Genomic DNA, 23,204 nt, shown 5'->3' with positions numbered 1-23,204 from the left:
GCTAATGCTGAGCTTTTCAATTTAAAGGGAGCACCATATCTGCCGTACCGTCTGCAAACTGGACATCGATCTCAAACCCCAAGTTCTGAGCCAACATCAACATTCCTCTATTTGTTGGCATGGTCATTCCAGACATTTGCTTTGTGCCTTTAACTTTGCAATAGCTGATTATTTTCTGCATCAGCACTTTGCCTAAACCTTTTCCTTTCAAATCTGAACGAACCAAAATAGCAAACTCAGCGTCACTATTGTCTGGTGTAATCAATGCGCGGGCTACCCCTATGATAGACGGTCCGTCAGTATTAAACGCTACCGCAACAAACGCCATTTCGCGGTCGTAGTCGATTTGAGTAAAGTTTGCCAAAGCCTCATGGTTGAACTCTCCAACTTCAGAAAAGAAACGTTTATAGAGATCTTCTTTCGATACGCTATTAATGAATTGAGCATGCAGCGGTTCATCCTCAGGCAAGATAGGGCGAAGCAGGATAGGTTGGCCATCTCGAAGCGTTACAGTTTCGACAAACTCTGCCGGGAAAGGGCGAATCGCTAGCCGTTTTTGGGCGTCTCCTTCGTATTTACACAGTGTGACATCTGCATCAAGGATAGTTAAATCGCTTCCGGATACCAGCACTGGATGGATATCCAGCCTTTGTATTTCTGGTAACTCAACTGCCATTTGGGAGATACGAACCAAGAACTTCGACAACTCAGTAATATCGAGCGCATCTTTGTGTTTCTGCAGGCGAATCTTTCCAGACTTTAGGGCAACAACGACAAGGTAGCGCGCAAGCGTCATGTTCAAAGGAGGAAGTGCAGCGACGGCATCTTGGGCGATATTCCACTCAGAGCCGCCTTGACCAAGCAAGATCACTGGTCCAAAGACTTTATCTACTGCAATACTAATCCGTAGCTCTTCAGCGCTGCCGAGCTTTGCCATCCCTTGTACCAACAGCCCATGTACATTGGCGGAAGGGTAGCTGAGCTTTACGGTATCTAAAATGGATAGCGCTGCGTTGGAAACTTCTCGACTGTTTCTTAAATTTAGAGCGACACCGTGAACATCCGATTTATGAGGAATGTCTGGAGAACGCAATTTAACCGCAACAGGATATCCAATATTTTCTGCCATATGAACGGCTTCAATGTCGTCAGATGCAATCCACGTAGGCAAAACGTTAAACCCGAACAGCTTAAATAATGGGCTGGTTTGATGCGTATCCAAGGTGACTGTGTTTTTATCCAGTAGTCGTTCGTTTACCCATTCTTTTGCTGAACTCACACTTCCAGAATGTAATGGCTCTGCCGTCGTTGGCGTTTCCATTAGTTGTTTCTGGTTTCGTCTGTATTCGACCAAGTGCATGTATGCTACAACCGCACTTTCAGGTGTTCTATAGGTTGGAATGCCTGCTTGAGTAAAGGCCAGTCGCGCTTCTCTCGACGTTTGTTCTCCTGACCAGTTGGTCAAGATATTAAAATGCTTATGCCGAGGGTGAGATTTGATGGCATTAATAACGACTTGAGCAGTTTCAAGAGGATCAGAAACAGCAGAAGGACTATGCATAATCAATATCGCATCTGCACAGTCGTTATTCATCAGTGCGTTAATGGTATCAATATAGCGTTTTTGGGTTGCGTCACCAGACAGATCAATTGGATTTCGAGCACGCCAGTTGGATGGAAGTACTGCTTGTAATTGCTCAATGGAAGCGTCATCAAGCGTTGCGAGTTGGCCACCACGTTCAATCAAAGTATCAACGGACATAACAGCAGGGCCGCCGCCATTGGTGATGATCGCTAAACGCTCTCCACGAAGTGGCACAGAATGCGTGAGTGTTTCTACCGCGGCAAAAAGCTCATGCGTATTGCTGACTCGTAACATACCAGTTCTGCGAATAGCAGAATCGTAAATTACGTCAAGTGTATCTCCGTCTTGCTGCTCAAAAGTATTCATCTCTTTAGAGCGGCCCGCTTTTAGCACCAATATACGTCGGTTACGTGAAGCGGCGCGCGCAGCAGACATAAATCGGCGAGCGTCTTGGATATTATCAACATAAAGCAGAATAGCTTCAGTGTTTCCATCCATACTCAAATAGTCGAGCAAATCTGCAAAATCGATATCTTGTCCGCGCCCAATCGAAATGAACGAAGAAAAACCAATGTTCTTATCATTTGCCCAGTCTAAAACCGTGGTACAAACCGCCGCGGATTGTGAGATGAAAGCAATTTTTCCGGGTTTAGCTGCAACAGGGGAAAACGTGCAGTTAAAATTGTGCCAAGGAAGGATGATACCTAAGCTGTTTGGGCCTAAGACTCGAATGTTCAATGATGAGATATCTAAAGGGTTAGGGTCATCAGAGATAACAATCGCAAACGGTGTGCCTCTCTCATCTAGCTCTTTAAGCAATTGCTCGTTACGTGAAACGTTCGTACACAAAATTGCAATATCTGGCGTATAGGGCAGGGAAGCTACATCAGGGTAAGCGATCACGCCAGATACGGCTTTATATCGCGGCGTTACTGGCATAATCGCGCCACCAAATCCACTTTGTAGAAGGTTGCGCATCACAACATGTCCTGCTCGCAATGCTTTTTGAGATGCCCCAATAACGGCCACAGAGTTGGGTTTAAAGAGTTTATGTAGTTTATTCATGCTGACTCCTGGCCGTTTGTAAGTCACGTTGGCTTCTCGGTTTCATATCAATCATAAACGAATAATTTACTGATAAAACATCTTCAGACCAGACATTGCAGAAAATGTGTACGATGCTTATGGAGTTTGTGTTATTCATCACATCAAAATCACAGATTATTGTATTTGATGCTTGATAAACGGCCCTGCTATCGGCATGATTTATCGTAATATTTATCCAGAGCATTTGTTACTTCATGAAAAAAATCGCAATCATCGGCTTGTCAGTTCTGCTTTCTGCTTGTGCATCTGAAACTTACATCACGGATGTGACCTCAGAAAGTTACCGAGAGGACTACAAATCAGATCGTATCTCTAAACCAATTATGGCGTCTGAAAACGCTGTAGTAGAAAAAGACGTACAACCAACTGTTGTGAAAATGACGGCAAAGCCTGAAGAAAAGAAAGTAGTCAAGCTAACGCCAAAAGAGCAGGCGAAGCCAGTTAAGATCGTACCACCAAGTAAAAAGCAAGCTGGCATTCAACGATTCGGCTATACCATTCAAGTCGCAGCTGTGGGTAGCCAAGCTAAAGTCGATCAGTTTGCAAATAAGCTGCCACAGAACGGTCAGCCAATTTGGGAAAACTACAAAGTTGTAAACGGTACTAAGTGGTTCTCAGTTTTATACGGAGACTACGCAACAAGCGCAGAAGCCAAGCAAGCGATTTCGACTTTGCCAGCTCAATTTCAGCAGTTAAGACCATTTGTTAAAAGCATTGATGCAATCAAAAACTCAGCTTACCCAACGCTTAACAAATTAAATTAACACATCAAATAAGGGAGCGAATAGCTCCCTTATTTATTTGCTCAAATCCTATTCGAACAACATTCCTCACATTAAAATTACTGTACGTCACACTTCAAAGGTTTATCATAATAAATAGTATCTTTTGTAGGTCACGGAAAGATGGATTAATGATTAAAAATATTCTTTTACTATGCGGCGGTGGCTCTTCTGAGCACGAGATTTCATTATTGTCTGCAAACTTTGTCGAACAACAACTAAATCTTATTGAAGACGTTCACGTTACACGCGTAGAAATAAAAAACGAAGGTTGGATGACCAACCAAGGTGAGTTGGTTTACTTGGATCTCAATACCAAGCAGTTGTGCTCAAGTGAATCTAATCAAACCATTGATTTCATCGTGCCTTGTATACATGGTTTTCCTGGCGAAACAGGCGACATTCAATCTCTGTTTGAAATCGCAGGTATTCCTTATCTTGGCTGCGGGCCAGAAGCGAGTAGCAATAGTTTCAATAAAATCACATCTAAGCTTTGGTACGACGCTATTGGCATACCCAATACGCCATACTTATTCTTAACGCGAAACGATGAAGAAGCTCACGTTCAAGCTCATAAAGCCTTTGAAAAGTGGGGAAAAGTTTTTGTTAAAGCCGCTCGCCAAGGTTCTTCCGTTGGCTGTTACAGTGTCACAGAAAAAGACAAGCTTTCTAATGCAGTAAATGATGCTTTTGGGTTTTCTGACCAAGTGTTGGTTGAGAAAGCAGTAAAACCTCGAGAACTTGAAGTTGCTGCATATGAGATGAATGGCCAACTACATATCACTAAGCCAGGCGAGGTCATCGCGCCTGATGGTGCTTTTTACTCGTACGATGAAAAGTACAGCAGTTCAAGTCACTCGCTCACAGAAGTTGAGGCGAAGAATCTAACTCAAATACAATTAGATTCCATCCAACACGCGTCAGAGACGGTATTTAAACAAATGAATCTTCGTCATTTATCTCGTATCGACTTTTTCCTAACGGAAGATGATGAGATTTACTTAAACGAAGTAAACACATTTCCAGGAATGACTCCGATCTCAATGTTCCCTAAAATGCTTCAAAACAACGGGCACAAATTTCATGAGTTCTTGGAAGATTGTATAAACAGTGCAAAGTGATTAACGTTATCGAGACGCGTTTTATGATACAAGTTGTTTTCTAGAGCAAGGATTATTCAAGCCGTATTTGAATATTGCTCAGTAGCAATTATGATTATATCAACGCATTAAACAGATGACTCAGTGGTATGGCGATTTCAAATTATAGAGGTTTTAACCTGCAGTCAGTCGGATCAGATGGCAGTGTTTGGAAGGTTAAAATCAAGAACCACGTTTTACAGGGCAGTTTGACGGCGGTAAAGAAAAGCATTGATTGGTGGTGTGACACCGCATCGATTATTGATCCCAAAGAGTTTGCTTCACTCGGACAAAGAGTGCAGCAAACTGGTGTTGCAAAATCAGAGGTCTTTAACGGCTATACTATTCAAAACGATACAGGCCAACCTAACTCTTGGTACTGTATGTTTAATGGTAAACTGATTAAGGGCAGTAAAGCCGCTATTCAACGCCATATCGAAGCTTATTTGGTTGCAAAGCAAAAAGCGATGCAAGCTCAACAACAAAAGAAACAATAGAATGACTCTGGTGTATTCAACAGAAACCGGTCGAATTAAACCGGAAGAAGAAAAAGTATCTCGCCCTAAAGGCGATGGTGTTGTTCGGATTCAGCGCCAAACGAAAGGCCGTAAAGGTAAAGGCGTATGCATTGTTACAGGTTTAGACTTGGATGATGCACCTTTAAAGTTATTAGCGGCAGAACTCAAAAAAGTCTGTGGCTGTGGTGGCTCTGTAAAAGATGGCAATATCGAGATTCAAGGTGATGCTAGAGACAAGATCAAGGCACATCTTGAAAAGAAAGGCATGACAGTCAAATTAGCCGGTGGCTAATTTAATATTTCCAGTAAACAAAAATGGCGTCTAAAGAAATAGACGCCATTTTTTATAAGTTGCTAATTGAAGAGCAAGCAATCGTAGATTGATAGATCGATATTAGCTATTTTATGGTAAATAACCATTATGTTTAATACTTACAGTAAGGCCCTTAAATTTAAAATCTGCAGGGGAATAGGAGTATACTCAGACAACATTTAGCGTATGGCAATAGACAATTTAACATAATATACATAATGCGCACTTAGCTATAGCTACTTTAAGGTCGCCAAGCCACAACGCAAACATGCCACAAACCATTGAAATACTTGATAATCCTAGCCCGTTAAACTTTTTTGCAATCTTCGCCCAAGCTTGTTGAGCTTCGTACGTTTTGGCTTTATCGGCAGCTAAGTACACCAAAACGGATTCTGTATCTGCTCCAATTTCTTTCGCAAGAAAAAGTGCTTCATTTTCAGTTAGATAGCGTTCGCCTTTTCTTATACCTGATAGCTTTTGCACGCTTATCCCTAAATCATGAGCGATTTGCTTGTCCTGCACATAATTCTTCGCTGATTTATATGCGTCTAGCAATTGGTTTATGTACATTTTCCAATCCTCACTATTGGGTTTATGACTTCATTCTAGCTCATCTGTCCGCAAAAACGTGTATTTACAATTCGCAGATATGTGTATTTACTATACACAAATTCGTGTATTAGACCGCCTTAGTTTTGGGCGTTTGCCCTTGACGCTTACGTCTTGGCTCTGGCGGTCACTTTCTCAACTAGTCAAGGTGGTTGTTATGTTTGATGAGCTATTTGGAACTCTTGCTATTGCTGCTTTAGGATTCGCTATTTTTTTTGGCGTTGCCTCTTATGAGGGCTCACTTGAAATTAATGATCATCAATACGGTGAGCTCGCTTCTTCTTTTGATTTCCCTTTAACCCAGTCAATGCTTAAGTCTTCTCTCTCTGACGGAAAAGTTAGTGTTGATGAGTACAACGATATTGCAAAGGCATACAACTCGCTTACCGATAACAAAGAACGTCTTATTGAGCGCTTGGGAGAAAAATAATGACTTTCGAAATCAATAGACCTCAAAAACGTCCAGTTTACTTCGAGCATCACTCAGACGGCTTTTGGTGTTCTATTGATGGTCAACCTGAGTACTTCAAAACCAAACAAGAAATGTACATGTTTGCGTGTGGTGAGTGTCGAGAATTGATTCAAATCACGGATGAAAACGAGCGTGAACTTCGTGAGTCTGGCGCTTTTGATGCGGATTACTGCGATGAATAAAACCATTATCGATTTCGTTAGTTTTTCAGGCTCTCCTGAGTTACTTGAGCGTTGCAAAGAGATGGCTAAGCAGCGTTTCGCTATCTCTCAGATTAACGAGTTCCAATCACAAAACGTTGTGGCTATTGCTCATCGTGAGAAAACCCAAATCGCCTACTTCATGGAAAACTTGGCTAACGTTCTGGGCTGTGATGAGCGTAGCGACTTCGCTAACAGTGATTTGTACTTTGCTGCGGCTGATAAGGAATTGAAAGACGCGGATTTACATATTGCGACTGATAAGACGTTCAAAGAGTGTTACGACAATCTGATTTCTAACATCGGTATCGATATGTTGGACGTGCTTTGTCATGGCGAGGTGGAATCGTTTCTTGAGGTACTTCAAAACGAAATCAGCTATGAGGGTAATCATTGGGAAATCCAACGTAAAGGCGGCGGATTTTCTGGTTATCGTCATTCAGCTAAGTTGCTTTGCAATGGTACTCAAGCTGGTTTAGTTGCTTGGGGTGCGGCTAACTTTGGCTTTTATGTATCGTTTTCTGGTAAGGGTTGCGAGGCCGTTGATATGGCTAAGCTTCAATACTCTCTTAAACAGATGCCTCACACTAAATTAACTCGTGTGGATATTGCTCTTGATGATATGCAAGGCAATGTGACGATTGATGAGATTAAAGAGCGTTACTGTAACGGTGAGTTCATTACACGCGGCACGCCTCCATCTTGGGGTGAGTTTTGGGGTGGTCGCGGTATGAGTAAAGAAGACCGTAAAAAATGCGGTTTAGTTCCTGATGCTGGTCATACGTTCTATGTAGGTGCTCGTGAGAACGGGAAGATATTCCGCGCTTACCATAAGGGTGCGCAACTTAAGTGTAAGGACTTCCCAAACTGGAATCGTTTCGAGGTACAGATTGGTAACCGTTACCGTGTTATTCCTTTGGATGTTTTGACCAACAGTGACCAATATTTTTCGGGTGCATACCCTGCTCTATCTACTTTAATTCCTAGCGTTGTTCCTGTGGCTATTCCGACGGTGAAAGTTCAGTTCCAAACAACGTTAGAAAACGCAATCAAACATGCGAAAACTCAGTACGGTAAGTTGATTAACTTAATGTCTCATCTTTATGCCGATGAAAAAAATTCGCATGAAAAAATTATCAAGCGTCTCACTGACGGCTTGGATATTACGGATATCCCCGACCGGATTAACTTTCCAGTCGGTCGGGCTTTAAACGCAATCAATCTGGAGTAAATGAAATGAGTAACACGATTACTGTTGTTGTGGCTGGCTGTGAGCATTCTGTTGGTTTGTCCAAAAAGGACGACACGCCATATAACTTTGCTCAACTTAATATCTTGACACCAAATCAGGGTTGGAAGTCAGCAAAGGGTCAATGTAAAGCCTACGGTTTGGCTCAACGTCAAATGCCTATGTCGGCTAACCCTGCTTTGTTATCTGAGTTCGACAAAATTCAAAATCAGTTCCCTGTTAAGTGTGTTCTGACTCTCGAACCTGACCCTGAGAACCCTCAGCGCAACCTAGTTACTGATTTCAAAATTGCGGAGTTAGAAGACGAATTATGACTCTCTCAGTCTGTGCGGAAGTCCTCACTGATGGAACGGTTAAAGCTTTCCCCTACGAACCGTTAGCCAATTGCACGTTCGTAGTGGTGAGCAATGATGACTATCGGTTAATGGATGGTCGTGCACGCTTAGAGTTTGATATTGACGCGACATTTTATTCAGAAATTACGGGTTATTTGTTGCTGTCTTTTTTGTCTGGCCATGTTCTTGGTCGAATCGTTAAAGGGCTTGGTAAAGCCTAATTTTGATAATCCTTTTGGAGATATTTCTATGGTAAATCTTGTTAAGAAATTTGGTGTAAAAACGGCTGTTGTAACTGGTGCTTTCGTTACTTCTGCTTCCTCTTTTGCTGCTGACCATTCTGCAGCAATTAACGCTGCGGTTACTGAAGGTCAAGCTAACTACACGCTGGTTGTCGTTGGTCTAATTGGTCTTGCAGCTATCGGCTTCGGTCTTCATATGATGATTAGTTCAATGCGTTCTTAATCATTATGCAGGAGACCTTAACCGCCACGCTCACCTTTATATTCGCTCTCTCGATGTTTGGTGCATTCGTTGGGGGTTTTAAGTCCGGTGTTAACGCCTCCTAGTGGGGCGTTATTTTTTATAAGGAATACAAATGAGTATTAAACAAAGCATTGCGTCACTGGTTATTTTGCTGAGTGTTTCGTTTAGTGCTTTAGGCTCTCAGTCATACACTATTTATAATTCAAGCGCTAAGCCGCCCGAGTACTATCAGGCTTTATTTGGCTTAACTGCTCCAACTTCAAACGAATTGGTTCAAAAGGTTTTAGATTTTGGTTGTTTTTATTCTTCTACAGGTAACCATATAGAGATTTATCGCGCCTCTTGGACTGGTACAGGAATTAACGTTTCTCCTACTTCTTGCGGTTCTAATGCGCCCGGCACTGAGCGTTTTCTGTATGTTCGTGTTAATGAATGCCCTTCCGGTACTACTTATAACCCTGTTACTGGTCAGTGTGAGCCGGATAAGCCAGAGCCGCCTAATTTCTGTTCATCCGACGAATTCAACTCTCTTTTGAGTACTGCTGAGCGCAAATGTTTAGACGATGGTGGTATTTTCACGGCTTCTTGTAATGATACTGTTGACCCTCCTCAGTATTCTTTTAATTGTGAGGTTAAACCGCCTCCTCCATCTGAGGGTTGTGAGCCTGGTTCTCCATCTTGGCCTTCATGTTTGGATGATGAAAACAAATGTGATGAAAATCATCCTGATTGGAATCCAGAATATGGAATGTGTTGTACGCCAGATAACAATTGGTGTGATGTTCCCCCACCTGAGTCTTGCACTATCTTCTCTCCAAATTGGCCTGCATGTTCTGGTGATACGGATATTGACCCTCCATCGGGTGGTGATTTAGGCGACCCTGAGAAACCAGACGGTGGTGGTTCTGGTGGTACTGACCCTGATAAACCTGAACCGGATGTTGATAATACTAGTGACACTCTAGCGGCTATTAAGGCGATGAATAAGGATGTGAACTCCCAACTAACTGGCATCAATAACGACATGAATAAAAACCAAGCTGAAACCAAATCGGCTCTTGATGCTCTCAAGGCTTCTGTTGATTTAAATACCGATACGGTTGTTGATAATGCCAATCACGTTGCGAATGCAATACAAGGACAATCGGACATGTTGTCTGATATTGGTAATAAAACGAATGGCCTGCTTACTTCTGCGAACAATCTTTTAAACAATGGTTTTGGTCAACTATCTAACGAGCTTGGCGATTTGCAGTCGACCAATCAAAAAGGCTTTGGTGATGTTGTCGATGCACTTAATGAACTTGGTAATACCGATGTAACTCAAGGTCAAGGTGAGGCTCCAGTTCTTCTCTATGATGGTACTCAGTACGCTAATTTGCTTTCTGAGGTTGAAACATTAAAGGGTGAGTACAAACAAATTCTTAATGACTTCAAGTCTTACTTTAACTTTAACGATGGCGTGAATAGTGGTGATTTTAACCCTCACAATCTGGGGCTTAACTGGCATGGCAACGCTATCAATCAAAAAAACCAAGTCATGCTAGCGTTACAGGATAACGCCGGAATCATATCCGCCGTGGTCTTGTTTATCTTTGGCATGTTGGGCATACGCACACTTGTGGGGACTTTGTAATGACAGACTTCTTTCAGTTAATGGCTAACTTTGGTGACACCATTTACAACTACCTGACCAATATGGGTAACTTTTTTGACCAGATAATGGTGTGGCTCCAAACATGGTGGATAAAGATGAAATTAATGGTCGCTATTGAGTTCCTTAAGGTCTCTTATCTTGTTGCCACTTCACTACTCGATGAAATCGGCTTTAGCGCACTCTTTAGTCAGCTCTTTAACCTCCTGCCTTCTGAACTTAGATATTGGGGGGTGCTATTCAAGGTTCCTGAGGGTATGGCCATTTATGTTAACTGTGCTACCACTGCACTTGTTATGCGTATGTCGAGGTAATTCATGGCTATTAGCATTCGTACTGGCGGTAATGGTTCTTACAAATCAGCGTATACGGCTTGGTTTGTGATTCTTCCTGCTCTTAAGGCTGGTCGCGTTGTGGTGACTAACTTTGAGGGTATGCAGCCATTAGAAGAAATTGAGGAGCGATTAAACATCAAGTTTCCATCGTCTGCTAAGTTGATTCGTATCTTCTCTCGTTCTGAGATTGGCATTGAACTCTGGCAGCATTTCTTTTGTTGGTGTCCTCTCAATGCGCTTATTGTTATTGATGAGTGTCAGGATATTTTCTCCAAGAATATTGGTTTTGATGGTCGCAAAATCAAATATCGACCTCTTGAGGAGTTTCTTCCTCATCTACCCAAGGGTTATAAAGAGTTCTTTGATTCTCGCCATGTTCCGGTTGATTTAAGTACCCTCCAATCTTGCGAGATTGACGATTTGGGTGTTGCTGAGTATGACGCCAACGGTCGCATAATCTACCCGTTAACTTATAACGAGGGCTTTATGCGTCATAGAAAATACAATTGGGATATCGAGTTGCTCTCGCCTGACTGGCAGCAAATAGATAGTTCAATTAAGGCATGTGCGGAGCAAGCATTTTTCCATAAAAACAGGGATGGTTTCTTTTTTGCTAAGCGCAAACCTTGGATATACAAACACCCTACCACCGTGTCTAAGCCTGTTATTCCACATAAGAAAGATGCCAACCTGTTTCCTCAAAAAATTCCTATTGAGGCTCATCTTCTTTACAAATCGACGGGTACGGGTGCCGCTACCAAATCAGGGGGCTTGAATACACTGTTTCGCTCCCCGAAATTCTTTCTCGCTCTTTTCTTAATGATTGTTTGTCCGGTGTACTTTATTTATGGCGTTATTGATTTATTTACTCAAGATGAAAGTCAGGTTTCAACAAATGAACCTGCGACGGGTGTTAATAGCCAAGCTGTGGAATCTGTTCCGGTTGGATGGTCTGCGCAGCCTGCTCAGGGTGGTTCTGTTTTACCTAGCGGTGGGGATTCTAATCCGAATTCTCAGCAAGTTAGCTCTCCTTTTGTTCCTGTAACTCAAGTTCTTTACTTTGAGGGTTTACAAAACGCTTACTTATCGGGATTTCATAAGCGCACCAACATCAAGGAAAAGAATGGTCTTAACCTGAGAACGGCGCACTTTGATGTGATCATTAACGCTTACACCAATGATGGTTTGTATTCTCTAAACAAGCGCTATCTTGATGCGGTTGATGTTCAATTTGAGTTACTCGATGAATGTTTAATGGTTCTAAAGCAAGGTGAGCTTAAGAGCCTTATTACGTGCGAGCCATCCAATCCTATTGAGCCTCGGGAACGTGAGGCGGTTGAGACGGATGTCGCCAGTATTGGCTCTCTACGAGGTCAAGCGATGAGTGAAAACTCTTTTTTGATGTGAGGTTTTGATGTGGCTTGTTGATACTGCGCGTGAAATCTATGTTTTGGTTTTATCTTGCTGTGGTGTGATTATGTTTGCGCTTTTATTTGGTGGTTCTAATGAATGATGAATATGTAACGGTAAATGATTTTGTCGCTGCTCTTGAGCTTATGAATGATGTCTATCTTTTTGATATGTTGTTGGGTGGATTGATTGGTGGCGTTATGGGAAGTTTTTTTACCATTCTATTACTTTCGAGTTGGCCCCGCAGGGATAAGGAGTTGCGGAGCGACGACGAGGCACCAAGCCGCCCACTTAACTAAAGATAGCCTCCCCATCTAATCGGCGCGGTTAGCAACCCAAAACTACTTGGGTTCTGCCGCCCTCCTTTCCTGCTAAGCCTCCCTTCCAGAGCTTCACAACGATAGTGGGGCTTTTTGCTACTGCAACGCTCTTATCTATCAGCATCAAATCAATCGAGTGTCGAGATTGATTTATACCCTTAAAGCCGCATGGACGAATGACGACGACGAGACTGAGGAGGAGGAATGAGGAGGTGCGGCGTCCGCCCCGTATAGTAATACGGGGTGAAAGTCTTCACTCCAAACCTACTGATTTTCTTCTTTCCTTAAAACAAAAAGCCCCTATAGGGGCTTAAATGTATCTATTCGTGAGTGGGTAACATACAGCGTTCCCATAGGCTATTGTAAATCGCTTTACTGCCGTTTAATGAGAAGGTAACTCTTTCTTCACGATTGAACAAAAGAACTTCAACGGAATTCCCGTTGAAAATTTGCTCTAAAACTTCTTTTGGTGGATTTTTCGCATAATACATATCATCGTACCTCTTAGTTCCACCTTCAATTTTAATTTTCTGACCACCATCAACTGCTAGCTCTATATCACTGACTCCATACCAGGCATATAGACGAGGATGTTTTAATCCAATGATTGTGAATCCTTTTTTGTCATCGCCAATTCCGCAACCTATGTGAAACTGATTATTATCACTAGTGGTATAGTGTGTTTTGAAAAACTGACCATTTCCTCTATTTGTTTCATGGCTGCCATCAAAGTTTGCTAGGCATGGTGTGGATATGCTTACAGCTATTAGAAATATGCTTTTCATTTTTAAGCCCTTGACGCTTGTTATATGAAATTTATTGCCTTTTAAGTCCGGCTATACATCTAGCATATTTAACGAGTCTTGTAAGCGTTTCTGTGTCACTAGGTGATTGAATTTCAAGTAAAGCTATTCCAGTCAGGATCTCTTGAGGTGTAACTTGTTGTCCTGTAGGTAGTTCAAGCGTGTCTTTATGCATTTTGAAATTTTCCCAAGCTTCTGAGGTGGCTAGTTCCCTCCCCTTGGTCATTCTCATAAGTCGTTTACATTCGGGTGGTATGGGCTTTCCTGAATCCCATAACTTGACCACCCTCACACTTTTAAAACATAGTTTTGCTACTTCTTCTACGCTTAAACCACACTCAAATTCACGAAAAACGTAATTCTTGCTCATTTTTCGAAAGTTCGTCATATATACCCTGATAATCAAAAGGGTGTATATGTAATTGATATGAAACATTATTCAACATAACGTCGCATAATGCGCACTGATATAGTGATTCTTTAGGACTTGCAATCACTAAGGCTAATCCAGCACAAGCCATTGAAATGCTTGATAACCCAAGTCCGTTAAACTTTTTTCCTATGCTCTGCCATAGTGTCTGCGCTTCGTGCGTTTTTGCTTTATCCATCGCCAAGCCAATCAGTGCCTTTTCTTTGTCTTCACCAATAGTTTCAGCAAGCATAAGTATCTGATTTTCATTGAGATAACTTCGGCCTTTTCTTACTTCTGTGAGCATTTGAGGGCTTACACCTAGGTCATGAGCAATCTGCTTGTATTGAATGTAGTTCATTTGCTCTTTATAAGCATCAATGAGCTTGTTTGTGTACATTTCTGCTTTTCCTCTAATCACGCTATTGGACTGATTTTAGTCTTTTAGTACAGATTTTGCTGTGTTGACGGTACAGAAATATCTGTATTTAATCACTACAGAATTTACTGTATCAGACCGCCTTAGCTTTGGGCGTTTGCCCTTGACGCTTTCGCGCTAGGCTTTGGCGGTCGCTCTCTCAACTAGTCAAGGTGTTGCAATGAAAAAACTTTCTACTGAAAATGCGATCATTATCGATACAGAAACTACTGGCTTAGGCGCTGACGCAGAAATTGTTGAGTTCACTGCTATCTGTGCTCACACTGGCAAAGTTATCGTGAACGAACTTGTTAAACCAACTTGTTCGATTCCTGCTGAAGCAACTGCTATTCATGGCATCACCGATGAAGACGTTAAGGATGCGCCCGACTTTCACTTAGTCTTCTCAAACCATTTTCTTCCGCTTCTTAACGGTCGCCCAATCATCATCTACAACTCAGATTTTGATACGCGCTTAATTATCCAATCTTTGGATAAGCACTGTAACGCTGCTTACGTCCAATCCGTTCACGATTTGTTTTTCAAGTTCTGTGTTCCTCAGTGTGCAATGCTTTGGTATGCAGAGTTCTTTGGTGTTTGGAATGAACACCATGAAGATTACAAGTGGCAATCACTTTCCAACGCTTGCGCTCAACAGAATGTTGATGTGTCTGACTTAACGGCGCACCGTGCACTGGCTGATTGTGAAATGACTCGTCGATTGATTCACGCCGTTAACTCACAGATTGAAAACCAAAACAATCAAAACTGTGACAGCGTCACCAAGCCTAGTTCAGAGGCTTAATCCATGAACGAAGCTCAAATCATCTATTACGACTTGCTGCCTGACTACACGGTTTCTGTGTTGGTCAAAGGTTGCGACGAATGGGATTTGCTTAAATCCATGTCTCATCTTGAGTCTTGGGCTTCCTCTCAGTTCGCTTCTTATGAGTTGGTGTCCATCACCAACACGACCGTTGAACAACGTATCAATTTGGGGGTGTTTGATGACTACTGCAACTAACATCCTTAAAAGTTTCGATGAGCAAAGCGTTCATATTGATTACCTGTGTTTTACGTTTGCCGTGAAAGACTTACGCCATTGTCATGATGCGGTTCGTCGATTGCACAAGCATGAAGAATACAAAGGCTTTGCCAAATCGGGATTGTTACAGCGTCACTGTTGTGCGCCTAAGTTCCCTGCTCCACCTGTGTTTAATCCGACCGTCGCTAAGACGTCTGAAGAAATTGAAGCGTACAACAAAGCCTTTGATATCTGTTACCGCAACTACTTAGAAGATTGCTTGCGTATCTTCACCAATCAAGTGCTTGGTTTGTCGCTGTCTGCGCCTCGCGGTTTGGGTTTCCAGTTCTACACCGAATCCATGAAGCTGACTTCGCCAGATGGTGAAGACTTCTGTGGCTTCGTTGGTATCGGCGGTAACAATGACACGGTGCATTTCCAAATCAACGGAACGGGATGCAAGCATGTATTTGCCCGTCGTCCTACGTGGTCGCTGCATGACTGGCTGACCAATGTGCTTGGTGTGCAAACTTTGGCGCGTGTTGACTTGGCCTATGACGATTACGACGGGATTTTTGATTGCGAATACGCTTACAAGGCGTGGCGTGACGACTGTTTCAGAACGGCTGAACGTGGTCGTGGTCCTGTGCTTCATGAAGATATGACCATTGCCAGTATCGGCAAAGACGGCAAACCGATTTACACCAAAGAGCAATACTCGATTGGTTCGCGTACCTCGCGCATTTACTGGCGTATCTACAACAAGGCTCTTGAGCAGAAACTCGCAAACACGGGTCTTGTCTGGTATCGCTCTGAGGTCGAGCTTAAAAAATGGAATGTTGATGTATTGCTGAATCCGGCTGGCGCGTATGCCGCGCTCAATGATTTCGCAGCCTCGATTTCTACTGCAAAGAAATTCAATACCAAACCCGTCCCGACCAAACGCGCGGCGTTAGACCTGTTGGCCTCTGCGCATTGGATGCGCCGCCAGTACGGGAAAATCCTTAATTCACTTATCGAGTTCCATGAGGGCGACATTGAAACCGTGGTCGGTTCCCTTGTCCGTGATGGAACGAAATTCACCTTCCCCGATACCTACGGCAAGTTGGTGACTCACATATTGGAGACTTAACAAATGGCTAAATCCGTTTTTGTACTTGGCATGGATATCACTTGGAACTCAGCACGTGGTGACAGTGCTCAACTGAACGTGTCGCGTCCTCTACGTGAAATCAACTCAGAGAAATTCAAACGCCGCACTATCGGTGAATCCGGTGATGTGAATCCCCAATGGGATCAACCTTTGATGATTGACCATGAATATGCCCTGCTTCTTGAGCGCACTGGTGCTCTCGTTCCTCGCCGTGAATACCAATTGCGCTTGGAGATTAACCCAGAAGACCCATTGGCAGGCGCTATCGTGACTGAGCTTATTCCAGTCGACCAAGAAATTAAGAAGCACTTCGAGGCTTCAATGAAACCCGTTCAAGGCTAAAAAATGTCTGTATGCGTCACCGTCGTTAACCAGTATGGCAATTTGAAAGCAACAAAAACGCCTGTTGCGGATTGCCAAGAATACGTGCTGATTTCGGCGGTGGACTACCAAGAATATAAGGAACCAGTCCTATTCAACGGTGACTTGTTCCTGTATGTCAGTGGCGTGCTCTTGATCAACATGGTCGTTGGTCACTGGGTGGGTCGTGTTGTTCGCCTTATGAGTAAAAGGTAAATCTTATGAAAAAACTAGAACTTGTTGTAACTAACGTAAAACACGCAGTCGTAAACAAAAAAACCGCAGCTGGCGCTGCTCTTATGGTTGCGTCTGTCTCTCCAGCGTTCGCTGAAGTCGATATCACGGGCGCAATCAACTCTGCGGTATCCGGTGGCCAAGCTAACGTATCACTGGTTGTGGCGGGTCTGATTGGTATGGCTGCACTGGGCTTTGGTGTGACAATGGTTGTTGGCTTCTTGCGTAAATAACGGCTCACCTCTATGCCTCCTTTATCGGGTAATTTACTTGGAGATGTTCTCGCTATCGTTCTAGGTGTTGCCTTTGCGGGGGCATTCCTCCACGGCTTTGTGAGTGGCATCAATACTCACTAATCAACGGATAAAGGGAGCTTCGGCTCCCTTTTTTAATGGTGCAAATGTGAATAAGTCACTCTTTTTACTTTTGTTTTCGTGCTTGTTCTTATCACTTAATGCAAGCGCAGTTCAACCAACTTACAGCGCTAGCGATGTTGCCGCTTATCCTAACTGTAACTTGTCCTTGGGTAAAAGGGTTAACCCTTACTCGTATGTTTCTTGTTATGAAAATAAGTTTGTTAACTACAAAGACTTCTATACGACATCATGCTCTATAGAGAGTAGTAAATTCTCTTTGATGATTATTTGCAACACAACCAGTCCCAGTTACCCGAGGTATCACGCTGCAACGTTTCTTCATCGTACCGCTAAATGTCCAGCAGACCATGAAAAAGTAGAGGATGGTGATGGTTACACCTGTGAACCTATCGTTCCTGAATGTGAACTTGGCGAAAACCCTGACGGCTCATGTATGGATGCTTGCCAGTTCAAACAGTCCATTGGTGATACGGTGAAATTGCATTGGCACCCTGCGGTTTACGGCGAACTGGTGACGGGCGCTTGCTACGGTGACTACGGTGCCACTCGATGCGAAATGACCAAAAACGAATCTACCATTATTTGTACTGGCGTTCCTGATGGACAGTACACGCCCGACTCTCAATGTTCTCTCAAGTTCGCGTTCACTGGTCGTCAGTGTGAAGGTGGTACTTTGTTTTGGGGCGATAAGGGACCGGATGAACCCATCATTCCACCTGATGAACCGGAAGACCCAACCCATGACCCTGACGACCCAACAGGCGAGATTGAAGACCCAAGTGTCCTACCCGATGATTCAACCAACACGGTTAATCCCGGTGTCGTTGATGATAAGCCGGATGTAGAAGACCCTGACACGGATGAATCGACAGACACGGCAGTCCTTTCTGCTATTAAAGGGCTTAACGTGGATGTGAACAAAGGCATTCATGATCTTAACGTCGATATAAACCAGTCACACGCGGACATCACCAACGCGGTGATTGATGTGAAAGGCTCTTTGGTCGATAACACCCAAGCCATTCAAGAGCAGCAAATCAATGACAACAAAATTTATAAAAACACCAAGGCACTCATCCAACAAGCCAACGGCGATATCACTACGGCGGTGAACAACAATACCAACGCCACCATTGGTATTCGTAACGATTTAAAAGGGCTTGGTGATTCTGTGGGCGAACTCGATAGCAGCTTAAATGCGATTGAGGGTCTATTGACTGGCTCTGAGTTTGGTACACCTACGGGCACCGCTATCACTGGCGAAATCTTCACAGCAGAAGACTTTGCCAACCTGCAAACCACGATAGATGAAAAAGCCGAATCCATTCAAGGCTATGTGGACGACATCAAAGGCTTAATCACTATCGGCACCAACTTCAACAACGGCACATTAAGCGACAAGTCTTTCAATATCAAAGGCGCAACCGTTGAATCAGGACTACAGCGTTTTGATGCGGTATCGGGTTATGTGCGCCCTGTCGTGCTGTTCATTTGTGCCTTAATCGCCCTTTGGGTTCTGTTTGGTAATCGGAGTAAATAACATGGAATACATCTACTCAGCATTAGAGTTTATTGCCAACATTGGGCAAACCTTTCTCGACTTCTTTGATGTGGCGATTGAATGGATAAAGAACGCGTTTGAATATGGCGCGATGTGGCTTATCTCAGTATGGCTCGATATCAAGATTGCCTCGATACAAATCGCACTCAAGATTGCGCAGCTGCTGCTCGAAGAATATGGCGTCTATACGCTTGTCGAAGACCGCTTTAATGCGCTTCCCTCTGACGTCCGTTATATCTTGACCGAATACGGCGTCACCTCTGGGCTACGTGTCATCTTTGATGCGTTCGCTACGTCTTTAGTTATGCGTTTCTTTAACTGGTGATTGAATGGCTACTTCATTTCGATACGGTCACGGTGGCTCTTACAAATCGGCTTGCGCCGTGTGGTTTGACTTACTGCCTGCACTGCGTGAAGGTCGAATTTGCATTACCAACATTCATGGCATGCAGCCACTTGAAGTGATTGAACAACGCCTTGGTGAGAAGTTCCCTGATACAGCTCGGCTCATTCGCATTAGCTCTCGCAATCCTGAAGGCTTCGAGCTTTGGAAATACTTTTTCTGTTGGGCGCCCATTGGGGCGTTCATCCTCATTGATGAGTGTCAGCAAATCTTCTCGGTCAATGCAGGTTTCAAAATGGCGAACATACACAAGCGCCCTTTCACTGAGTTTGAGCCTCACTTACCGGAAGGATTCTCTGAGCTGTTTCACTCTCGTTGGCTAACGATTGATACGTCCAGCTTGGACAATGGCGAGATAGACGATTGCCAACGCACACGTTTTGATGAGCAAGGGCGCATCATCTATCCCGAGAACTTTAACAACGCCTTTATGGAGCACCGGCACTACAACTGGGACATTGTGTTGCTCACGCCTGACTTTGCTCAAATCCCGAAAGAGTTAAAAGGTGTCGCGGAGTTGGCCAAGCAACATAAGGGTAAAGATGGGATCTTCTTTTCCAACCGTAAACCGCGCATCTTGGAACATGACCCGACGCGAACGGTCACCAAACCAAGCAAAGACGATGTGGTTTATAACCTCAAGGTGCCGCTTGATGTCCACCTACTCTACGCCTCGACTGTCACGGGGCAAATCACCAAATCGGGACTTGGAAAGAACATCTTTCTTAACCCGAAATTCTTAGCAGCTATGGCACTGGTCGTGCTTTCATTTGGGTACTTAGTTTATGCGCTTATTGGTATGGTTTCTGATTCTGAGACGACAACTGCGGAAGGAACGCAGCTTCATCAAACTTCGCAGCAAGGTGGCGTTTCGACTTCGCAAGCTCAAGCTCGTCCTAGTCAAAGTGGTTCGCCTGGTTCTGTCATGGGTTCTAGTGGTTCTGGCTGTACGGGTTCTGGTTGCGGGAATGAGTCTTATCATGACGTAGGCACCGTTCCTGCTTGGTTCCCACTGGCGAACTCAGAGAGTATCTATGTTTCTGCCGTGGAACGTTGGCACAAAGCCACCTCGATACACGTCAACGTGCATTTTGAGGTTGTCACACCGCGTGGTGTGACTTACCTCGATGACGGATTCCTAAATAAGTTGGGCGTCAAGATGGAATATCTGGACGATTGCCTCGTCCAGCTGTCTCGCGGCGCATCCAATTTCTATGTCACGTGTTCGCCGTATGAGCAATATGCACAACGGCAAGAGCAAGATATTGAACTCAAACCCGTTGGCGGTTTGTTTAGTGGAGACGAAACCTAATGAATGAATACGTAACGCATGGACAGCTGGTTGAAATCATCGAGCTGTTTGATCATCTCTCGATAGTGAATGCAGTCATTGTGGTGCTCGTGTATGACCTTTCCAGATACCTCCTAGGCAAACTGGTCGACTACTTCAATTAAAGGCAAGGTGCCAGCCCCGCAGGGATAAGGAGTTGCGGAGCGACGACGAGGCACCAAGCCGCCCACCTTAGCAAAACCTAGCCCCATCACTTAATCGGCGCGGTTAGCAGCCCAAAGCCATTTGGATGCTGCCGCCCTCCTTCCTGCTAGATCAGCCTCGCAGAGACTATCAACACCAAAGGCGCGTTAACCTACTGGAACGCTGCATACTCACAACATCAAAGCTTTGCGAGTGTCGAGCAATGCTTACTCTTCTTTTCTGGGTTCTCTCCGACGGACGCGCGGAGCAAGTGAGGACGGGCTAGGACGATTGCGCGACGTGCGGCGGGAGGTCAAACCCCCGAATCTGTATTACGGGGGTAAATTCCACTGTTTTCAAGGCGTCAAAAATTAAGACTACTTTCAACATTAGTGTTAACATGACCAACTAAAAATTTTTAGTAAGGTAACACTGTAACTATGAAGTCTTATTTTGAGTGCTTGGAGCAATTAAAGCCGGAAAACGCTAAACAATCTGGACTGGTTGCTCTCGACTTATTCGCTGGCTGTGGAGGTTTAGCTTTAGGTTTTGAAGCTGCTGGTATTAAGACTATAGGCTATGAGCAAGACAAAGATGCTGTTGCAACATACAACCAAAATTTGTCGGGTGATTGTCATCATGTAACACTGACAACTGAAACTGACTTTCCTCAAGCGGATTTAGTTATTGGAGGTCCACCTTGCCAACCTTTTAGTGTCGGTGGAAAACAACAAGGGCTTAAAGACTCCCGTGATGGGTTTCCGATATTTCTTAAAGCCGTTAGGACTGTAAAACCTACTCTTTGTCTTTTCGAAAATGTACGCGGTATGATGTACAAAAATAAAGAGTATTTAACAGAAATTATTTCAGAACTAGAAGATCTTGGTTATACCGTTAGCTATCAACTTGTAAAAGCGGTTCACTATGAAGTCCCTCAAAACCGCGAGCGCTTGATTGTAATTGGCCATAAAGGTGGATACGAGTTCCCGCAAGGATTCAAATATAAATTTACTTCAGGTGATGCCTTGTCAGACATTGCCTATCAGGTTTTGCCAGAGCATAAATTTGTCACTGCTAGTCAGGATGAGTATATCGCTAAATATGAGAAAGCGTCTAAATGTATAAACCCTCGAGACCTCCACTTGGATCGTCCAGCTAGAACTGTTACATGTCGTAATTTAGCTGGAGCAACTGGAGATATGCACCGCATCAGGCTACCTGATGGTAGAAGAAAAAGGCTAAACGTTAGGGAAGGAGCTCGTCTACAAAGCTTTCCTGATTGGTTCAATTTTTTAGGATCTGAATCATCACAGTTTCAGCAAGTAGGAAATGCTGTGCCTCCTTTGATGTCGTATCATATCGCCAAGAGTATTGTTTCCTTTATCAAAGGGGGCAATGTAAACGAAAAGCAAAATGTTCAACTGTCTTTCTTATGAAGAATATAAAAAAAGTAGCTCAAAACAAATCTGAACCTGTTAGAACAAAAATCTTAGAAGCATTGGAAATACTTCACTCTGTAGGGCTTCCTATGGAAGATTTCTCAACTAGGAGGCTTGAAAGAGTAGCAATGTGCTTTATGGCACTTTGTGATGTTCGCAAAGATTCTAGCTGGGTAGATGCTAAATCTATTGATGATGGCATAGTTCTTATTAGTCGAAAAATTATTGAATATATAAATGAAAACTTTGAAGAAACGATAAGCTCAGGTAGCTACGATGACATTCGTAGAAAAGACCTAATTAGACCTATTGGCATGGGATTGATTATTAAAAGCGCTAATAATCCAAATGCTGATACTAATGATGGAACTCGAGGTTACGCCATTAACAAAGAGTTTGGCAAACTAATTAGAACGTTCAATACACCAAAGTGGACTTCTTCGCTTTCTCAGTTTGAAGTAGATAAGGACTATATAAACCAACTTAATGGAACACGAAAACCGAAAAAGCTTGAAGTCCAGCTTGCAGAGGGATTAGTGATTGAGTTGGATAATGGCCCACATAATAAAATCCAAAAAGCAGTGGTAGAGCAGTTTCTCCCAATTTTTGGTTATGGTGCTAAGGTTTTGTATATCGGTGATACATCGAAAAAACAGATGCACAAGTACTCCGAAGAAATGGTCAAGTTAGGTCTGAACATTAAAGATAGAGGAATGCTCCCCGACATTATAGCATTTAGTGAAGAGAAAGAATGGCTATACCTGATCGAAGCAGTTCACTCATCAAACCCTTTAAACCCAGAAAGGTGTATCGAGCTAAAACGTTCAGTCCTTAAAGACTGTCCTTACGGAGTCGTCTTTGTTACAGCATTTTTGTCTAGAAAAGATTTTTCTAAATGGATGCAAGAGATAGCCTGGGAAACAGAAGTTTGGTTAGCAGATCGTCCAGAACATATGATTCACTTTAATGGTGATAAGTTTTTAGGACCTCACATAACGCCTCCTGTACTTGATTAATAATGGGGGCGTTATGCCC

The 23,204-nt window shown here is 43.4% G+C and carries 30 protein-coding genes and 1 pseudogene; 26 read left to right on the top strand and 5 right to left on the bottom strand.

The window, feature by feature from the left end; genetic code table 11:
* Nucleotides 1-16: 16 nt before the first annotated feature.
* Nucleotides 17-2,650 (bottom strand): bifunctional acetate--CoA ligase family protein/GNAT family N-acetyltransferase, encoded by a 2,634-nt coding sequence (locus tag R7Q38_RS13895; protein WP_065275287.1) that lies wholly within the window; start codon nt 2,648-2,650, stop codon nt 17-19.
* Nucleotides 2,651-2,886: 236 nt separating this feature from the next.
* Between R7Q38_RS13895 and R7Q38_RS13890 the strand changes: the two genes are divergently transcribed.
* The 4 genes from R7Q38_RS13890 to yciH all read left to right on the top strand — a co-directional run bounded on the left by R7Q38_RS13890 (nt 2,887) and on the right by yciH (nt 5,423).
* Complete coding sequence (locus R7Q38_RS13890) at nt 2,887-3,456, top strand: SPOR domain-containing protein (RefSeq protein WP_005390018.1); 570 nt, start codon at nt 2,887-2,889, stop codon at nt 3,454-3,456.
* A 149-nt stretch (nt 3,457-3,605) separates the two neighbouring features.
* Nucleotides 3,606-4,595, top strand: coding sequence for a D-alanine--D-alanine ligase (locus R7Q38_RS13885; protein WP_033907069.1), 990 nt, complete (start codon nt 3,606-3,608; stop codon nt 4,593-4,595).
* Between the two features lie 128 nt (nt 4,596-4,723).
* Nucleotides 4,724-5,110, top strand: a complete 387-nt coding sequence (locus tag R7Q38_RS13880) for a DUF3319 domain-containing protein (RefSeq protein ID WP_005376294.1) — start codon at nt 4,724-4,726, stop codon at nt 5,108-5,110.
* Nucleotide 5,111: 1 nt separating this feature from the next.
* A complete protein-coding gene (gene yciH / locus R7Q38_RS13875; RefSeq protein ID WP_005376292.1) occupies nt 5,112-5,423 on the top strand; it encodes a stress response translation initiation inhibitor YciH in 312 nt (103 codons plus the stop codon).
* Nucleotides 5,424-5,645: 222 nt separating this feature from the next.
* On the opposite strand, the gene R7Q38_RS13870 is transcribed toward yciH, so the two are convergent.
* Nucleotides 5,646-6,014: a DUF3693 domain-containing protein gene (locus R7Q38_RS13870; RefSeq protein ID WP_025441865.1), complete on the bottom strand. Its 369-nt coding sequence runs from the start codon at nt 6,012-6,014 to the stop codon at nt 5,646-5,648.
* A 196-nt stretch (nt 6,015-6,210) separates the two neighbouring features.
* On the opposite strand from R7Q38_RS13870, the gene R7Q38_RS13865 reads away from it, so the two are divergent.
* From R7Q38_RS13865 to R7Q38_RS13820, 10 genes are all read left to right on the top strand, one after another.
* Entirely contained in the window at nt 6,211-6,483 is a 273-nt protein-coding gene (locus R7Q38_RS13865; RefSeq protein WP_025441866.1) for a hypothetical protein, read from the top strand.
* Complete coding sequence (locus R7Q38_RS13860) at nt 6,483-6,707, top strand: hypothetical protein (RefSeq protein WP_025441867.1); 225 nt, start codon at nt 6,483-6,485, stop codon at nt 6,705-6,707. Before R7Q38_RS13865 ends, R7Q38_RS13860 begins: the two co-directional genes overlap by 1 nt.
* Nucleotides 6,700-7,956: a replication initiation factor domain-containing protein gene (locus R7Q38_RS13855; protein WP_140066824.1), complete on the top strand. Its 1,257-nt coding sequence runs from the start codon at nt 6,700-6,702 to the stop codon at nt 7,954-7,956. The genes R7Q38_RS13860 and R7Q38_RS13855 overlap by 8 nt, the downstream gene beginning before the upstream one ends.
* 5 nt (nt 7,957-7,961) lie before the next feature.
* Complete coding sequence (locus R7Q38_RS13850; RefSeq protein WP_025788709.1) at nt 7,962-8,288, top strand: hypothetical protein; 327 nt, start codon at nt 7,962-7,964, stop codon at nt 8,286-8,288.
* On the top strand, nt 8,285-8,530 hold the full coding sequence (locus tag R7Q38_RS13845; RefSeq protein WP_140066822.1) for a hypothetical protein: 246 nt from the start codon (nt 8,285-8,287) through the stop codon (nt 8,528-8,530). Before R7Q38_RS13850 ends, R7Q38_RS13845 begins: the two co-directional genes overlap by 4 nt.
* A 28-nt stretch (nt 8,531-8,558) precedes the next feature.
* Complete coding sequence (locus R7Q38_RS13840; protein ID WP_140066820.1) at nt 8,559-8,774, top strand: hypothetical protein; 216 nt, start codon at nt 8,559-8,561, stop codon at nt 8,772-8,774.
* Nucleotides 8,775-8,907: 133 nt separating this feature from the next.
* Nucleotides 8,908-10,431 (top strand): chemotaxis protein, encoded by a 1,524-nt coding sequence (locus tag R7Q38_RS13835; RefSeq protein WP_140066818.1) that lies wholly within the window; start codon nt 8,908-8,910, stop codon nt 10,429-10,431.
* A complete protein-coding gene (locus R7Q38_RS13830; protein ID WP_025788705.1) occupies nt 10,431-10,763 on the top strand; it encodes a DUF2523 family protein in 333 nt (110 codons plus the stop codon). Before R7Q38_RS13835 ends, R7Q38_RS13830 begins: the two co-directional genes overlap by 1 nt.
* Before the next feature lie 3 nt (nt 10,764-10,766).
* Nucleotides 10,767-12,191 carry a zonular occludens toxin domain-containing protein gene (locus R7Q38_RS13825; RefSeq protein ID WP_140066815.1) on the top strand — a complete coding sequence of 475 codons (1,425 nt, stop codon included), beginning with the start codon at nt 10,767-10,769 and terminating at the stop codon, nt 12,189-12,191.
* 98 nt (nt 12,192-12,289) lie between these two features.
* Entirely contained in the window at nt 12,290-12,493 is a 204-nt protein-coding gene (locus R7Q38_RS13820) for a hypothetical protein (RefSeq protein WP_168936742.1), read from the top strand.
* A 341-nt stretch (nt 12,494-12,834) separates the two neighbouring features.
* Here the strand turns inward: R7Q38_RS13820 and R7Q38_RS13815 are convergent, their stop codons facing one another.
* The 3 genes and pseudogenes from R7Q38_RS13815 to R7Q38_RS13805 form a co-directional block, all read right to left on the bottom strand.
* Nucleotides 12,835-13,299 carry a hypothetical protein gene (locus R7Q38_RS13815; RefSeq protein ID WP_025441876.1) on the bottom strand — a complete coding sequence of 155 codons (465 nt, stop codon included), beginning with the start codon at nt 13,297-13,299 and terminating at the stop codon, nt 12,835-12,837.
* Nucleotides 13,300-13,330: 31 nt separating this feature from the next.
* On the bottom strand, nt 13,331-13,705 hold the full coding sequence (locus R7Q38_RS13810) for a phage protein (protein ID WP_025441877.1): 375 nt from the start codon (nt 13,703-13,705) through the stop codon (nt 13,331-13,333).
* Nucleotides 13,706-13,769: 64 nt separating this feature from the next.
* A pseudogene (locus R7Q38_RS13805) lies at nt 13,770-14,126 on the bottom strand (DUF3693 domain-containing protein); the annotation flags it as partial.
* 199 nt (nt 14,127-14,325) lie between these two features.
* Here R7Q38_RS13805 and R7Q38_RS13800 point away from each other — a divergent pair.
* The 12 genes from R7Q38_RS13800 (at nt 14,326) to R7Q38_RS13745 (ending at nt 23,185) form a co-directional block, all read left to right on the top strand.
* Nucleotides 14,326-14,949 carry a 3'-5' exonuclease gene (locus R7Q38_RS13800; RefSeq protein WP_045346883.1) on the top strand — a complete coding sequence of 208 codons (624 nt, stop codon included), beginning with the start codon at nt 14,326-14,328 and terminating at the stop codon, nt 14,947-14,949.
* A 3-nt stretch (nt 14,950-14,952) separates the two neighbouring features.
* Complete coding sequence (locus tag R7Q38_RS13795; protein WP_029826510.1) at nt 14,953-15,168, top strand: hypothetical protein; 216 nt, start codon at nt 14,953-14,955, stop codon at nt 15,166-15,168.
* On the top strand, nt 15,152-16,300 hold the full coding sequence (locus tag R7Q38_RS13790) for a replication initiation factor domain-containing protein (RefSeq protein WP_318114259.1): 1,149 nt from the start codon (nt 15,152-15,154) through the stop codon (nt 16,298-16,300). The genes R7Q38_RS13795 and R7Q38_RS13790 overlap by 17 nt, the downstream gene beginning before the upstream one ends.
* A 3-nt stretch (nt 16,301-16,303) precedes the next feature.
* On the top strand, nt 16,304-16,663 hold the full coding sequence (locus R7Q38_RS13785; protein WP_005477647.1) for a DUF1293 family protein: 360 nt from the start codon (nt 16,304-16,306) through the stop codon (nt 16,661-16,663).
* Between the two features lie 3 nt (nt 16,664-16,666).
* On the top strand, nt 16,667-16,897 hold the full coding sequence (locus R7Q38_RS13780; RefSeq protein ID WP_005477619.1) for a hypothetical protein: 231 nt from the start codon (nt 16,667-16,669) through the stop codon (nt 16,895-16,897).
* 5 nt (nt 16,898-16,902) lie between these two features.
* On the top strand, nt 16,903-17,148 hold the full coding sequence (locus tag R7Q38_RS13775; RefSeq protein WP_140116215.1) for a hypothetical protein: 246 nt from the start codon (nt 16,903-16,905) through the stop codon (nt 17,146-17,148).
* Between the two features lie 169 nt (nt 17,149-17,317).
* The gene (locus tag R7Q38_RS13770; protein ID WP_285384866.1) at nt 17,318-18,832 is read left to right on the top strand and encodes a hypothetical protein; all 1,515 of its coding nucleotides are present in this window, start codon (nt 17,318-17,320) and stop codon (nt 18,830-18,832) included.
* Nucleotide 18,833: 1 nt separating this feature from the next.
* On the top strand, nt 18,834-19,178 hold the full coding sequence (locus R7Q38_RS13765) for a DUF2523 family protein (protein WP_005477634.1): 345 nt from the start codon (nt 18,834-18,836) through the stop codon (nt 19,176-19,178).
* 4 nt (nt 19,179-19,182) lie between these two features.
* Nucleotides 19,183-20,568, top strand: coding sequence for a zonular occludens toxin domain-containing protein (locus R7Q38_RS13760; protein WP_318114258.1), 1,386 nt, complete (start codon nt 19,183-19,185; stop codon nt 20,566-20,568).
* On the top strand, nt 20,568-20,711 hold the full coding sequence (locus R7Q38_RS13755) for a hypothetical protein (protein ID WP_080369130.1): 144 nt from the start codon (nt 20,568-20,570) through the stop codon (nt 20,709-20,711). The genes R7Q38_RS13760 and R7Q38_RS13755 overlap by 1 nt, the downstream gene beginning before the upstream one ends.
* Nucleotides 20,712-21,170: 459 nt before the next feature.
* On the top strand, nt 21,171-22,166 hold the full coding sequence (locus tag R7Q38_RS13750) for a DNA cytosine methyltransferase (RefSeq protein WP_318114257.1): 996 nt from the start codon (nt 21,171-21,173) through the stop codon (nt 22,164-22,166).
* Nucleotides 22,163-23,185: a BsuBI/PstI family type II restriction endonuclease gene (locus tag R7Q38_RS13745; protein ID WP_318114256.1), complete on the top strand. Its 1,023-nt coding sequence runs from the start codon at nt 22,163-22,165 to the stop codon at nt 23,183-23,185. The genes R7Q38_RS13750 and R7Q38_RS13745 overlap by 4 nt, the downstream gene beginning before the upstream one ends.
* Nucleotides 23,186-23,204 lie beyond the last annotated feature (19 nt).

The organism is Vibrio sp. Vb0598, assembly GCF_033338935.1.
GTDB classification, from domain to species: Bacteria; Pseudomonadota; Gammaproteobacteria; order Enterobacterales; family Vibrionaceae; genus Vibrio; species Vibrio alginolyticus.
Note: the sequence above shows the minus strand (reverse complement) of the source record. Positions and strands in the feature narration are given on the sequence as shown.